This window comes from Halomonas sp. SpR1, assembly GCF_031010175.1.
Classification (GTDB): domain Bacteria; phylum Pseudomonadota; class Gammaproteobacteria; order Pseudomonadales; family Halomonadaceae; genus Vreelandella.
In genome coordinates, this window is sequence record NZ_JAUAMB010000017.1 from 20,919 (window position 1) to 34,987 (window position 14,069).

At 48.8% G+C, this 14,069-nt stretch carries 9 protein-coding genes; 7 read left to right on the forward strand and 2 right to left on the reverse strand.

All coding sequences use genetic code 11. From position 1 onward, the window contains the following. The first annotated feature begins 172 nt into the window (after positions 1–172). The 7 genes from QT231_RS13245 (at position 173) to QT231_RS13275 (ending at position 11,404) form a co-directional block, all read left to right on the forward strand. Positions 173–2,512, forward strand: coding sequence for a DUF4214 domain-containing protein (locus tag QT231_RS13245; protein WP_308337330.1), 2,340 nt, complete (start codon positions 173–175; stop codon positions 2,510–2,512). Between the two features lie 155 nt (positions 2,513–2,667). Beyond that, positions 2,668–4,431: a type I secretion system permease/ATPase gene (locus tag QT231_RS13250; RefSeq protein WP_308337331.1), complete on the forward strand. Its 1,764-nt coding sequence runs from the start codon at positions 2,668–2,670 to the stop codon at positions 4,429–4,431. 1 nt (position 4,432) lies between these two features. Further along, complete coding sequence (locus QT231_RS13255; RefSeq protein ID WP_308337332.1) at positions 4,433–5,812, forward strand: HlyD family type I secretion periplasmic adaptor subunit; 1,380 nt, start codon at positions 4,433–4,435, stop codon at positions 5,810–5,812. Beyond that, positions 5,812–7,263: a TolC family outer membrane protein gene (locus QT231_RS13260; protein ID WP_308337333.1), complete on the forward strand. Its 1,452-nt coding sequence runs from the start codon at positions 5,812–5,814 to the stop codon at positions 7,261–7,263. Before QT231_RS13255 ends, QT231_RS13260 begins: the two co-directional genes overlap by 1 nt. A gap of 9 nt (positions 7,264–7,272) precedes the next feature. Further along, complete coding sequence (locus QT231_RS13265; protein WP_308337334.1) at positions 7,273–8,649, forward strand: undecaprenyl-phosphate glucose phosphotransferase; 1,377 nt, start codon at positions 7,273–7,275, stop codon at positions 8,647–8,649. A gap of 151 nt (positions 8,650–8,800) precedes the next feature. Beyond that, positions 8,801–10,240: a mannose-1-phosphate guanylyltransferase/mannose-6-phosphate isomerase gene (locus tag QT231_RS13270; protein WP_308337335.1), complete on the forward strand. Its 1,440-nt coding sequence runs from the start codon at positions 8,801–8,803 to the stop codon at positions 10,238–10,240. 48 nt (positions 10,241–10,288) lie between these two features. Further along, positions 10,289–11,404, forward strand: a complete 1,116-nt coding sequence (locus tag QT231_RS13275) for a glycosyltransferase (protein WP_308337336.1) — start codon at positions 10,289–10,291, stop codon at positions 11,402–11,404. Here QT231_RS13275 and QT231_RS13280 read toward each other — a convergent pair. Next, entirely contained in the window at positions 11,401–12,399 is a 999-nt protein-coding gene (locus QT231_RS13280) for a hypothetical protein (RefSeq protein WP_308337337.1), read from the reverse strand. The two genes, QT231_RS13275 and QT231_RS13280, sit on opposite strands and share 4 nt — an antisense overlap. 27 nt (positions 12,400–12,426) lie before the next feature. Then, entirely contained in the window at positions 12,427–13,830 is a 1,404-nt protein-coding gene (locus tag QT231_RS13285; protein ID WP_308337338.1) for an MBOAT family O-acyltransferase, read from the reverse strand. Between the last annotated feature and the right edge of the window lie 239 nt (positions 13,831–14,069).

Consider the following 14,069-nt stretch of genomic DNA (forward strand, 5'->3'; position numbering starts at 1 on the left):
CTAAGTCATAGCAATAAAATGACTTAAATGTTTTATTTTTATGATGCTTGGATGACAAGGCGATTTCTAGCAGCATTAAAATGCTTTTTCTTTAAAGCGTCATGTTTTTGCAATGGCTGGCTGCGTAATCTCACGTTTGCCTGTTTTTCCACTGATTAAAAAAGGAATCGCCATGAGTAACTTCCAACTTCAACTCCTACACGCAGCCGATATGGAAGGGGGAGGGGGAGACCTGCTTAATGCACCCAATTTCATCTCTATTGTGGATCACTTAGAAGACCAATACGCCAACTCGCTGTTTGTCAGCTCAGGAGATTTAGTTCTGCCTGGGCCATACTTGAATGCCGCAGCTGATTCAAGCCTGCAAGCGGCCTTCCAAACAGCGGTTGAAGAGATCTATGGGCTGGAAGCCGGATCCATGAGCGGTATCACGGCGGCCTCTGGGCGCGTTGAGACTCTATTGATGGATCTGGTAGACGCGGCGGCCGTGACATTGGGCAATCACGAATTTGATTTGGGCACTGGGCTTATCGAAGCAATGATTGCTTCGGTTGTGAACGGCGACTCCGCGGCTGACATTGAATGGCTAGGCTCACAGTTCCCTTACCTTTCAGCCAACCTGGATTTCTCAGGCGATTCTGCGTTAAGTGAGCTGGCGACTAACGAATTGTTAGACCAAGATGCTTTTCAAGCCACCTTGGAGGAACTGCTGGCGGGCGCAAACAAACCTAAGCTCGCTCCGGCAGTGATTGCTGAGCGTGGTGGGGAGAAAATCGGCATTATTGGCGTGACTACACAAATTCTGGAGAGCATCTCTTCACCTGGCGATGTAGACGTGCTGACCGGTGGCAGCAATGACATGCAAGCCCTGGCCGACCTTATTCAGCCTGTTATCGATGACCTTGAGGCGCAAGGTATCAATAAAATAATCCTCAGCTCGCACCTACAGCAAATTCAGTTTGAAGAAGAGTTAGCGACACTGCTGGACGGCGTGGATATCGTGATCGCGGGTGGTTCCAATAGCCTGCTGGCAGATCAAGAAGATCAAGACCGTGGCTTATTTCCGGGGGCCGGGGAGCCCTATGACACTTACCCCATCGTTACTCATGACGCTTCAGGTAACGATGTAGTAATCGTTAATACTGACGGAGGCTGGCGCTACGTTGCCGAGCTAGTTGTGGAGTTTGACGAACAGGGGCGGGTTCTTGTTGATTCAATTGACGAGAATACCTCTGGCGTTTACGCCTCCACTGATGAGCAAGTGGAGGCGCTATGGGGCGACTTGGAGAGCGCCTTTGCCGAAGGCACTAAAGGCAATATCGCTAATGATTTAGTCAGCGCGGTGGGTGAATTTGTTGCCGAGCAAGACGGCAATATCCTGGGGTTGACCGATGTTTACCTGGTAGGTGAGCGGGAAGCGGTGCGCACCGAAGAAACCAATCTGGGTAATCTAACGGCCGATGCCAACCTCTGGTATGCCAAGCAACTTGACGAAGACGTCGTGGTATCGTTCAAAAACGGTGGTGGTATTCGTGAACCGATTGGTAATGTTGTAGTGGAAGGAGGCGACAGCGAGCCAAGCTACCAAGCACCAGGTGCCAATCCCGCTATAGGCAAGCCTGAGGGCGGCGTATCCCAGCTGGATGCAGCATCATCACTCCGGTTCAATAATGACCTTACCATCATCACTGTTACGCGCAGCAAACTGCTGGAAATTCTGGAGCATGCGGTAGCCGCATCGGCACCGGGTGTCACCGCAGGTCAGTTCGCCCAGGTGGGTGGTATTCAGTACAGCTATGATGTCAGCCAACCCGCTGGCGAGCGCATCCAAAATGCGGTCATTGTTAACGAAGATGGCAGCGCCAACGATGTAATCGCCGCTAATGGTCGCCTAGTAGGCAGTGCTGAAGAGACTGTCAAAGTCGTTACACTAGGCTTTTTGGCCGACGGCGGCGACGGCTATCCGCTGGGTGAAGACAGCTACCAAGACCGGGTAGATCTTATGGATACATTCGAGGATGACGGGCTGTTTGGCTTCGCCGACAAAGGCACAGAGCAGGATGCCTTTGCTGAATACATGACCAGCATGTTTAGCGAAACGCCGTTTAGCCAAGAAGAAACCCCCGCCAGCGAAGACCTGCGAATCCAAAATCTTGGTGAGCGCTCTGACGCTATTTTCGATGCACCTGTTGACCCGCTGTTGCGCCTTTATGATGCCGCCTTTGACCGCGCAGCGGATGGGAAAGGTCTGGGTTACTGGGTGGAGGTGAAAGAGGCTATGGGACTAGGTGATATTGCCGATAGCTTTATTGCCTCAGCTGAGTTCAGTGGTCAAAACGGGAATTTAGAAGATGAGGCCTTTGTTGAACTGATGTATTCAAATGTACTCGAAAGAGAAGCTGATTCAGCAGGGAAAGAATACTGGCTGAATCAGTTAGATAATGGCGTCGATCGAGGCGCCGTAATGGTTGGTTTTACAGAGTCAGATGAGAGCATGATGCTGTTTGGTTAATGAGTTGTTTGCAGACCTTAGGTTGAGAGATAGATAAACTCGGCCCCGTCAGGCAATTTTTACTCTCATGACGCCCCTACCCTAGGCAGGGGCGTTTCTGTTATGCTGCCGCGATAATCTTCGCGTGACTTCTTTGATTCAACGGTGACCCTTCCATGGCAAAGCAACAGGAAGCAACGGATCTGCAGCGTGCATTAAGCGCCTGTAAAGGTTCGTTTGTATCGGTGGGCTTTTTCAGTATGTTTGTCAACTTGCTGATGCTAGTTCCCCCCATGTACATGCTCCAAGTGTATGACCGCGTGCTTACAACGCAAAGTCTCGATACGCTCATCATGTTGACGCTTGTCGTCGTCTTTCTTTTTATGGTGATGGGGGGACTGGAGCTAGTTCGGTCAAGAATGTTGGTTAGGATAGGGAACCGATTAGATACCACGATTAATCAGCGCCTCTATGGCGCCATGTTCCGCCGCAGTCTAATGGTACAGGGCTCACAAAGTGCTCAGCCGCTTAACGATCTGACCAGCCTACGGCAGTTTCTTACTGGAAATGGATTGTTTGCCTTTTTTGACGCTCCCTGGGTGCCTATATATCTGGGTATTTTGTTTATTTTTCACCCGTGGCTAGGCGTATTTGCTACCTGTGCAGGGGTTATTTTGTTCGCGCTTGCAGTTGCCAATGAAAAGTCCACGAAAAACCTGCTTGCTGAAGCCAATAGCGAGCAGATTCAAGCGCAAAATCTAGCTAACTCTAACTTAAGAAACTCAGAAGTACTGCATGCTATGGGTATGCTGCCTGGAATTATGGGACGCTGGTCAAAACGTCATCACGAATTTTTAGCTAAGCAATCGCAAGCCAGTGACCGTGCTGGCGCTTTGACGAATACCTCCAAAGTTATGCGGCTTTTGTTTCAGTCCATGATTCTGGGGCTGGGGGCGTTTTTAGTACTCGAAGGTGAAATGACACCAGGCATGATGATTGCGGGCTCTATCCTAATGGGGCGTGCATTGGCACCGATCGACCAAATGATCGGAGGTTGGAAGGGGTTTGTATCTGCTCGTGGTGCTTACAGCCGGTTAAACGAGTTGCTAACACAAATCCCTGATGAACAGCGCCACATGTCGTTGCCTTCACCCCAGGGCGTAGTGGATATTGAAAACGTGGCTGCCGCGCCGCCGGGTACTCGCATGGCCACCATTCGTGGCATTAACTTCAGCGTTGCGAAGGGTGAACACGTCGGAATTATTGGCCCCAGCGCCGCAGGTAAATCAACGCTGGCCCGTGTCCTGTTGGGGATATGGCCAACCCAGGTAGGTGATGTAAGGCTTGATGGTGGGGCAATTAATCAATACAACCGTGACGAGTTAGGCCCCTATATCGGTTATTTACCTCAAGATATCGAATTATTCGATGGCACCATCAGCGAGAACATCGCTCGATTCGGCAATATAGACCCCGAAAAAGTTGTTACAGCAGCCAAAAAAGCGGGTGTTCATGAAATGGTGCTAGAGCTTTCTAATGGTTATGACACCATTATTGGTTCTAGCAGTGGAGCCCTCTCTGGTGGACAGCGTCAACGCTTAGGCCTGGCTCGTGCCTTATACGGCAATCCCGTTCTGGTCGTTCTAGACGAGCCTAATGCCAATCTAGATGATGCTGGAGAGCGAGCTCTGAGCCAAGCAATCGCTCAGTTAAAAACTGAAGGCACAACGCTATTTGTAATAAGCCATCGAACCAGCGTGTTGAAAAATATGGATAAGCTACTGGTAATGAAAGAAGGCCAAGTGAGCATGTTTGGGCCTCGCGACCAAGTGCTTGCCCAGTTCGCTAAAAAGTCGCGCCCCCAGGTTAATCAGCAAAGCGCTGCTCGTCTCTCTGCCATAGCAGGTGGGCGTGGTACCGGTGGCAGCGAGGAGTCGTAATATGAGCAACCGCAAAGATCAGCTCCCAGTTAAAAGCGAAATAGATGTAACGCCACAAGGCCCTGCTACCATTGATGGCGAGGCGCAAGAAGCTCTCCCAACCAGTGATAAAGGTTACCGTAAGCTCGGTTACGCTATTTTGATCGTAGCACTGGGTGGGTTCGTATTATGGTCTGTAACGGCATCATTGGCGGTGGCTGTGGTAGCCCCTGGTAACGTGTCCATGGAGTCCTTTAAGCGCACGGTTCAGCATCTGGAAGGCGGTATTGTTAAAGAGTTATTAGTGCAAGATGGCGATAAAGTAGAAGCGGGTCAGCCGCTGGTTATATTGAGCGACACTCAGGTGCGATCTCAATTGGAAATTGCCCAATCTCAATACTATATAAATCGTGCCATGGAGGCGCGTCTACTGGCAGAGCAGGAAGGGGCAGAAACGCTTGAAATGCCTGAAGAGCTAATGTCTGTGGATAGCGATAGAATCCAGCAGGTGACAGCCGTGCAGCAGAGTTTGTTTCATGCGCGCCGTCAATCGCTGCTCAGTACCCTAGACTCGATGGATCAGCAGATCATTCAAATGCAAGAGCAGATTGATGGACTAGAATCACGAATCAGCGTCAATAACCAGCGTATTAGCTCATTGCGCTCTGAAGCAGAAGACTTCCGCTCCCTCTACCGTGAAGGCTTGGGTGATAATCAGCGCCTGCGCGAACTCGAACGTCAGATATTGCAGTACGAAGGTGAGAATGCCGAGTTCCAATCTAATATTGCTCAATTACGTTCGCAAATCAGCGAAAATCGTATGCAAAAAGAGATTACTCAGCAGGAGTTTCAAGCTGAAGTCGGTGAGCAATTGCGCAATGCTCAAGCACAGATAGCTGAAGCGGAGGAGCAGATTATCTCGTTGACAGACCAAGTGGATCGAACTGTTGTAAGCGCTCCTGTTTCAGGCACTGTCGTGGGGCGTCAAGTGCATACTGTCGGTGCCGTTATTAGGGGAGGCGACCCCATTATGGAAGTGGTTCCTTCTGATGATGGCTTTGTGGTAGAAGCTCGAGTTCCAACGCGCGATATCGATAATCTGTTTATCGGCCAGCTTGCTGAAATTCGGTTTTCCGCCTTCAATCAGCGATTAACTAATGTGATTGATGGTGAAATTATTCACATCAGCGCTGATAGCTTCGAGGATGAGGCCACCGGCCAGCGCTACTACAAAACGCGTATTCGAGTAACCGACGAAGGAAAAGAAGACATGACTGAGCAAATGCACTTGCTTTCGGGGATGCCTGCTGAAGTCATGATTCGTACCGGTGAACGTACTTTTGCTAGTTACATCGCCAAACCAGTTACAGATATGCTATCACGCGCTATTCGGGAGGATTAATGGCACGGACGACATCTTTTACCCTCAGCGTATTTGCGCTTTCGGTTTCACTACTAAGCCAGTCTGTGCTAGCACAAGGCGATGTGCCTGCAGACCAACAAGCCTTAAGCGAATTAGAGGCGCTCGCTAATAGCGAGTCGACGTCCCAAACGTTACCTTCTCTGCCCGAGCTATTTAGTCGAGCACTGCGCCACGATGCTGATCTCTCACGTCAGCGGTATGAGTTAGATGCCTCCCGTGAAGAAATCCCCATGGCGCGCTCGCAGCTATTGCCGCAAATTAGCGCTTCAGGGGGGTACTTATGGCAAGACTCTTCGAATTCTCAAACGGTTGATGAGTTAAATCTGACGGGTGATGCGCCGCGCCCCGCTGAAATTGATGAAACCTATTATGAAGTTCAGCTCCAGCAACCGCTGTTTAGCCTAGAGCGTTGGCGTAAAATGGATGTTGCTAACGCTCAGGTAAGTGCTGCCGAATTACAGCTTGCCGTTGTTGAGCAAGAACTGGCGCTACAGGTCAGCGAAGCCTATATAAAAGCCTATTTAGCCTCGCAGCGGTTAGGGCTCCTAGAGTCTCAGCAAGAGTCGCTTGATCTACAAGTCCGCCAAGCGAGCCGGTCGTTTGACTTAGGTGTTGGCAATCGGGTTGATTTGCTGGAAGCCCAGTCAAGATACGATCAAGCGGTATCCGACGCGGTTGAAGCTGAAAATGAGTTAGATAATGCGCTTAGCGAGCTAGAGCGTCTTACCGGAGTAACGCCTCGATTTGAAGGCACCGCACCCGGAGAGTTGACCACCGTCACCCTAAATGGTGATACAGGTAGTCCTGATGAGTGGATATCACGCACTGACCAAAATCTAAAAGTATTGCTGGCCCAAGAGGAGCAGCGAGTTGCGCAAGCAAACACCAGCGTTAGACGCTCTGGCTATTATCCTGAGGTAAACTTAACGCTTAGCTATTCGGATAGACAAAGTGAAGATTATCTTCGTGAAAGCGAAGATTACCGCGCCAATGTCGAGGTTAGTGTACCCATTTATCGTGGGGGCTATACTAATGCCAGCGTTCGTCAAGGCGAAAAGCGTATCGAAGCGGGCCAAGCTGCTGTGGATAACGAGCGCAACCTCGCCATCCAAGAGGTGCGTCAGCGGATCAGGGCGTTAAATGGAGGCGAGCGTCGCCTCGAAGCATTGAATCAAGCCATTTCCTCTAGCCAGTTATTTTTAGAAGCTGCAGAAAAAGGCGAACAATTAGGACTGCGAGACCTAGTGGATGTGCTTGATGCTCGGGCGAGCCTCTATGATCAACGTATTCAATATGTCGATACAGTCGGTAACTACGCACTGGATATGTTATCGCTCCGCACTGCAGTGGGTAGCTTAGAAAGCGAAGACTTAGACCGCATTATGGCGCTACTAGCCTCAATGTCTACATCGGTACAGGTGGCGCAGTAGTCAACAACTATGGCCGTTATAAAAACAAGTCAAGGTAGTGAATGGTTGCGGCGTGCTATGCGTTGTTTCGATGCAGGTATCGCCACACTAGTCGCATCAACGGCGTTATGGCTGATGCCTAACATTGACCTAGACGGCAATGACTACCTTTTCTTAATAATCATAGGCAGCCTACTTTTACCCGCAGTAGGCGAATTATTTGGTCTCTACCAGCCGTGGCGCGGGCGCAGCCTTTACACCATGCTCGGCATTTATCTCGCCACCTGGATTGCTACTATAGGCCTGCTCAGCCTATTGCTTGTCGCTATTCAAGGTACACAGAGTTTTTCCCGGTTGTGGATGGGCGTTTCTGCATTATCAGTTTTGGCCGTGGGCAGTGTCATGCGTACCTTGCTGTATGGGTATTTAAGACGCCTGCGTGCAAAAGGGCACAATCTAAAGCGCGTGCTGCTAATCGGTAAAAAAGATAATATCGCGCTATTAGAAAAAAAAATCATCGAAACGCCCCATGCTGGTTATATAGTAGTAGGGCATTACGTAGATGAAGACGACACAACTTTTTTTCACAGGATGGCTGTTTTCGCGAAAGAGAATATATTTCAACGTAGCTTTGACGAGATATGGTTAGGCTATCCTTTGATTCAAGGTAATCGCGTTCGCCACTTAATGCGTTTACTTGCTGGTATTCCATCTAGTATCCGCTTTTTCCCTGATCTACCTGATATACGTTTTCTGAATCATCGTATTGCGCAGGTGGCAGGTCTTTACTCATTAGAGCTCAATTATACACCTCTCAATGGCCCCATGCGTTTAATTAAAGCCTTGGAAGATCGTGTGCTAGGCCTAGTGCTCTTTATAATCTTTCTTCCTGTAATGTTAGTTGTTGCTATCGCGATCAAGTGGAGTATGGGTAGTCCAGTGCTTTTTAAACAAGAGCGTCATGGTCTGGATGGTAAGCGTTTCAGAATTTACAAGTTTAGAACAATGCTCTTACACGATGGTAGCCAAACAAAACAGGCATCACATGGTGATGAGCGGGTAACCCCGCTGGGGCGTTTCCTGCGGCGCACTAGCCTAGATGAATTGCCTCAGCTCTATAACGTTCTTCAGGGCCGCATGTCGTTGGTGGGCCCCAGGCCTCATGCAATGGATCATAACGATCACTACAAAGATCATATTGATATCTATATGCAAAGGCACCGGGTTAAACCGGGCATGACAGGTTGGGCGCAAGTCAATGGTCTACGAGGCATAACTGACGATGTAAAGCTTATGGAGAAGCGAGTAGAGTACGACCTATATTATATTGAGCGATGGTCTTTAGGATTTGACTTGAAAATATTAACGATGACCTTAACTAAAGGTTTTGTTAACGGCCAGCCTTAAAGTAGAAAAGTACGCTTATAGCTAAGAATTAGTGTTCTACTAAAAATTTTTGATGTGAATTAGTGTTTAACGGCGCGTACGTAAATGCTAAATGAAACTTTTTAAGTTTGGATACTTATAGCTACCAAGTGGCTTATCTCAAGGAGGATTTATGATTTTACCCGTAATTTTATCAGGTGGTTCAGGTTCGCGCCTATGGCCAGTATCTCGTGAGCATTACCCCAAGCAGTTTCTGAACCTGCATAACGATGATGTTAGTTTGCTGCAAGAAGCGGCCCTTCGTCTGAAAGATGTCGCCAATGCAGGCGACCCTATTATTGTATGTAACGAAGAACACCGCTTTTTAGTTGCTGAGCAAATGCAGCAGGTCGGCTTCAAAGGCAGCCAAATTATACTAGAGCCCTGCGGTCGGAACACAGCGCCCGCATTAGCAATTGCCGCGTTGGCCGCAATTGATGTAAACGTAGAAGCCGAATTATTGGTCATGCCTGCTGATCACGTCATCAAAGATGCAATAGCATTCTCTGATGCGGTAGAAAAAGGCCGCGTACTTAGTCAACAAGGCAAACTAGTGACGTTTGGTATCACGCCAGCTTCGCCGCACACAGGTTATGGCTACATAAAGCGTGGTTCAGCATTGAGTGAAGGATTTGCCGTTGAAGCGTTTGTCGAAAAACCGGATTTAGCCGCGGCTGAAAGCTACTTAAAAAGTGGGGACTACCTCTGGAATAGTGGAATATTCCTATTTAAAGCAAGCAGCTACTTAGAAGCACTAAAGCAGTATGCGCCTGATATTTTAACGTCTTGCCAAGCTGCCTACCAAGCACGCACAGAAGACATGGACTTTTTGCGCATTGAAGAGGCATCGTTTGCCCAATGCAGAAATGAGTCCATAGATTATGCGGTGATGGAGCACACCAAGCAGGCAGCCGTTGTGCCTATGTCACCTGGCTGGAGTGACATTGGCGCTTGGGACGCGCTCCACGAACTGCGCTCTAGCGAGGACAAACAGAGCGGTAACGTCGTCCATGGCGATGTGATGCTCCATGAAACCCAGAATAGCTTAGTTTATAGCGATTCACGCTTAGTGGCGGCTGTTGGCGTTAAAGACCTAATCATTGTCGAAACCGACGATGCTGTGCTAGTTGCTGATCGCCATCAGGCTCAGGATACAAAGTTAATCGTTAATGCCCTTAAAGCTGCGGGTCGTAAAGAGTTTCAGTCGCATCAACAGGTTTATCGACCCTGGGGGCATTACCGCACCATGGTATTAACGGATAGCTTTCAGGTGAAAGAAATAGTCGTTAATCCAGGCGGCAAGCTATCCTTGCAAATGCACCACCATCGTGCAGAGCACTGGGTGGTTGTGCAAGGCACGGCGCAGGTTACTCAGGGCGAAGGTCATGGGGATATATCGAAGTTGCGCAGCTTTTTGCTGTCTGAAGATGAGTCCACCTATATACCATTAGGCACAGTGCACCGTCTTGAAAATCCCGGTGTGATACCCCTCAAGCTAATTGAAGTGCAAACTGGCTCCTACCTGGGGGAAGACGATATCGTCCGTTATAACGACAAGTACGGTCGAGAATAATTACGGTCGATAACAAAAAGTGGTTACACATAGGAGCAAAATGTTGTAATGAAAGTCGCCATTGTCCACGACTGGCTGACCACCTGGGCTGGCGCAGAAAAAGCGCTGGCTGAGTTGCTCAACTGTTTCCCTCAAGCAGAAATATTTACCATCGTTAATTTTCTCGAAGAGGGAACAATTCCTGCGCTCAATCGCCATGTTATCCACACCAGTTTTATCCAGCGCATGCCTTGGGCACGAACGCGATATAGGCAGTATTTGCCACTAATGCCATTAGCAGTAGAGCAGTTCGATCTCAAGGGTTTTGACCTGATTCTGTCTAGTAGTCATGCAGTAGCAAAAGGGGTGATCTCTGATCCCAGTGCGGTACACATTTGCTATTGCTACAGCCCTATGCGGTATGCCTGGGACATGCAGCACCAGTACTTACGCCAGTCAGGAAAAGAGAAAGGCTTAATGAGCTGGCTGATGCGTTGGCAGCTATACCGGCTACGTCAGTGGGACTATATTAGTGCTCAGCGTGTTGACCACTTTATTGCAATTTCAAGCTATATAAAACGGCGTATTGAAACGTTCTACCGTCGCGAAGCCGATGTGATTTACCCGCCAGTGGATGTAGATAAATTTTGTTATGATCGCCCTAGAGAACATTTTTATCTAACCGCCTCACGCATGGTGCCCTATAAGCGCATCGATTTAGTGATTGAAGCATTCAATAAAATGCCGGACAAACAGCTAGTTGTTATTGGTGATGGCCCTGATTATGCCAAATTGGCAGCGTTGGCAGGTTCGAATGTGATAATGATGGGATACCAATCTGACAGCGTGTTGATTGATCACCTAGAGCGTAGCCAGGCATTTTTATTTATGGCAGAAGAAGACTTTGGTATTTTGCCAGTAGAGGCGCAGGCCGCAGGGGCCCCTGTCATTGGCTATGGTGTTGGGGGATTGGCTGAAACAACGCTGAATAACGTGTCCGGCTTATGGGTAAAAGAGCAGTCCAGTGATGCATTAGTGGCATGTATTGAGCACTTTGAAGCGAGTAAACGGCTAGATCCTTCACTATTTTCTCCGAAAGTATGTAGACAAAGTGCAGAGCGTTTCACTACTGCGAATTTTGTCCAAGCCATGCAGTCCTTGGTTAAGAAACATCTACTCCACTAGCTGGTTTCTGTTAAGGAGCGATAAAACTGCTCACACCGTTCCATCGGCTGACTACCCAGCCAACCGATTAACTGCTTGGTATAATTTAAGCGTGCCTCATCAACTAAGTGGAAATTAGTGTCAAAGAAATCGTTGGCATTACGCATAGCAGCTCTGGGCTTGCCCACCCAAAAGAGCCCCTCTGCTGTGGCTATGTGGGGTAATGTTTCATAAAAATGTGCTTCGGTAAGAGACTCCACATAGCTTCGCTGGAACAACATAGGAGGGGGCAAAAACACCGGGCATGCGCCTTTCGCAAGCAATTCATCGCGAAAGCGACGTAGCCGCTCCCAATCAAAGCTACCGTCTCGCAACGCCTTGCCATAGGTTTCAGCAGGTAAAGAGTTCAAAAAATTCCAGTGACGCTCTTCACGCTGTGCACGCTCGGTACCTATTTGATCGCCATGCTCATTCTGGTGCTGGACACCATAATCACCGCTGACGGTGAAGCCCTCTGGGAGTCCACGGTAACCTTCTAGAATCCGGGTGAAGGATGTTTTGGCGAACACCTCAAAAGCGCGCTTGAGAGGTAACTGCAACAGGGTAATAGGATAGCTGTTTGCCCAATGGATCAGCGAGCTTGAAACCGCCTCTTCACGATTATAAAGCGGATATTCAAGTGGCAAAAGTACCAAATCTCCTGACCGGATACTGTTTTCAGCGCTGCTTAAAATAACAGGCAGAGAGATGCCAGCATTGACACCGAGATTAACGGCAGGGCGATCGTAGGTTGCTTCCAAATAGGTACTGTTAACCCCAAACATAGCCCCAGAACCAGCCAGCACCATTATTTTTGGGGACGATAACGCATCAGCGATTTCCCGTTTGTAGTTGATCGACTCAATAATCCACTCGTTGTTAGGGTGAGGCCGTCCCAGCTGCCCAGCCCAAAAAATTACCCACAAAGTGAAAATGACTAAACTGCCAGTGGCCATCCCTGTTAAAAAACGTACCATTTAAAATTCCTTCAGGAGGGCGCAATACTAAAAGTTGAAATAAAGAAAAGCCTGGCTGGGCAGATCCAACATTGCTTTCATCACCATTAATAATACACCGCCAACGATTGCGCCTTGCCAAAAATAGCGGCTTGGTTGGTTCAACTGCTTCACCCACGCCATACTGTTTGGCATTACCAACACAATTAGCGTTGCCACTATGATTAGCAGCCCAGGCGAGCGTAGAGTCATGGCCCCTTGGCCTAGATTATTAACGAGCTCACCAAGCGCGCCCCACTGCCATACTGTCAGGCCTGAATAGAGAGACCAGGTGTGTTCAAGACTGGTTGCTCGAAAAGGCACCCAGGCCAGCATTACAGTACAAAAGGTCAAAAGCCAGCCAGCGGTTTTAGGCATACGAAATAGGCTAAACTGCCGCCATAAAACCATTACCGCTAACAAAGCCCCATGCATACCACCCCATAACAAAAACTGCCAGCCAGCACCATGCCAAAGTCCGCCTAACAGCATCGTTGTGAATAACGCAAATAAGTGGCGTGGTAAGCCGTGTTTGCTACCTCCAAGTGGGACATACAAGTAGTCGCGAAGAAAACGCGAAAGCGTTATATGCCAGCGTCGCCAAAATGCTTGAATGTCACTCGCTTGGTAGGGTGACGCAAAATTTTCGGGCAGCCTGATGCCAAGCAGTAAGGCTAGGCCAATGGCCATATCCGCATAGCCTGAAAAATCAAAATAGAGCTGTAAACCATATGACCAGCCTGCCATAAGTGTATCACCAGCGACGAAGGAATCTGTCGGCGCGCTATATATATGATCCACATAGGGCGCTAAATTATCAGCAATCATCAGCTTTTTAGCCAGCCCAAGTGCTAGCAACAGCAAACCACAACGCACCGCTGAGGAACTGGGCCGCTGTAAATACGCTAACTGAGGAGCTAAATCGCGGTAATGAACAATGGGGCCCGCAATAAGCTGCGGGAAAAAGCTAACAAATACACCGTAAAGTGATAGTGGCCCCCGTTGAATGACCTTCTGCCTCACATCCACCAAAAAAGCGATCTGTTGAAAGGTAAAAAAAGAGATCCCCAGTGGCAGCACCAATGGGCTAAATGGTTGGGGAGGGAGGTCGGCTAATGAAAGAAAAAAGATTGAATACTTAAACCAGCACAGCAGCGCTAGGTTAAAACCAACACCCAGCCATAACCAAGCCCGGCTAGGCCTGCATATGTGGCCAGCCAACCAATAGTTGACGACAATGCTGCCCACTAAAAGTGGCAGTAGCGTGATATCCCATACGCCGTAAAAGGCAAAGGACACCAGCCCCAGCCAGCCAAGTAATAAATGCTGCTTGGCATAAAGTGACAATAGCCAAAAAACCAGCCACACAGTGGGTAAAAAAATAAATAGAAACTCAGGCGTGCTAAAGACCATGCTAAAAGTGCCCACTCACTCACGGGTTAAAAACGCAGGAGCATACCACAGCTGATAAGCTTGGAGCGCAGCCGACAGAGAGGCGCTATGTGCATCATACGTTAACAATTGGTAATATACCTGCTAGCAAAAATCGCCGCCGCGTAACCATAGCGCTCGCTGCCAGCGTCGATTTTCAGCAGGCAAGACACCTTTTTACAGGTCTATTAAACCCACTGAGCTATCCCAGGCATGATTGG

Bases quoted from the DNA above. Each gene is read 5' to 3' on its own strand.
- QT231_RS13245 (WP_308337330.1), top strand. From the start codon at position 173: ATGAGTAACTTCCAACTTCAACTCCTACACGCAGCCGATATGGAAGGG.
- QT231_RS13250 (WP_308337331.1), top strand. From the start codon at position 2,668: ATGGCAAAGCAACAGGAAGCAACGGATCTGCAGCGTGCATTAAGCGCC.
- QT231_RS13255 (WP_308337332.1), top strand. From the start codon at position 4,433: ATGAGCAACCGCAAAGATCAGCTCCCAGTTAAAAGCGAAATAGATGTA.
- QT231_RS13260 (WP_308337333.1), top strand. From the start codon at position 5,812: ATGGCACGGACGACATCTTTTACCCTCAGCGTATTTGCGCTTTCGGTT.
- QT231_RS13265 (WP_308337334.1), top strand. From the start codon at position 7,273: ATGGCCGTTATAAAAACAAGTCAAGGTAGTGAATGGTTGCGGCGTGCT.
- QT231_RS13270 (WP_308337335.1), top strand. From the start codon at position 8,801: ATGATTTTACCCGTAATTTTATCAGGTGGTTCAGGTTCGCGCCTATGG.
- QT231_RS13275 (WP_308337336.1), top strand. From the start codon at position 10,289: ATGAAAGTCGCCATTGTCCACGACTGGCTGACCACCTGGGCTGGCGCA.
- QT231_RS13280 (WP_308337337.1), bottom strand. From the start codon at position 12,399: ATGGTACGTTTTTTAACAGGGATGGCCACTGGCAGTTTAGTCATTTTC.
- QT231_RS13285 (WP_308337338.1), bottom strand. From the start codon at position 13,830: ATGGTCTTTAGCACGCCTGAGTTTCTATTTATTTTTTTACCCACTGTG.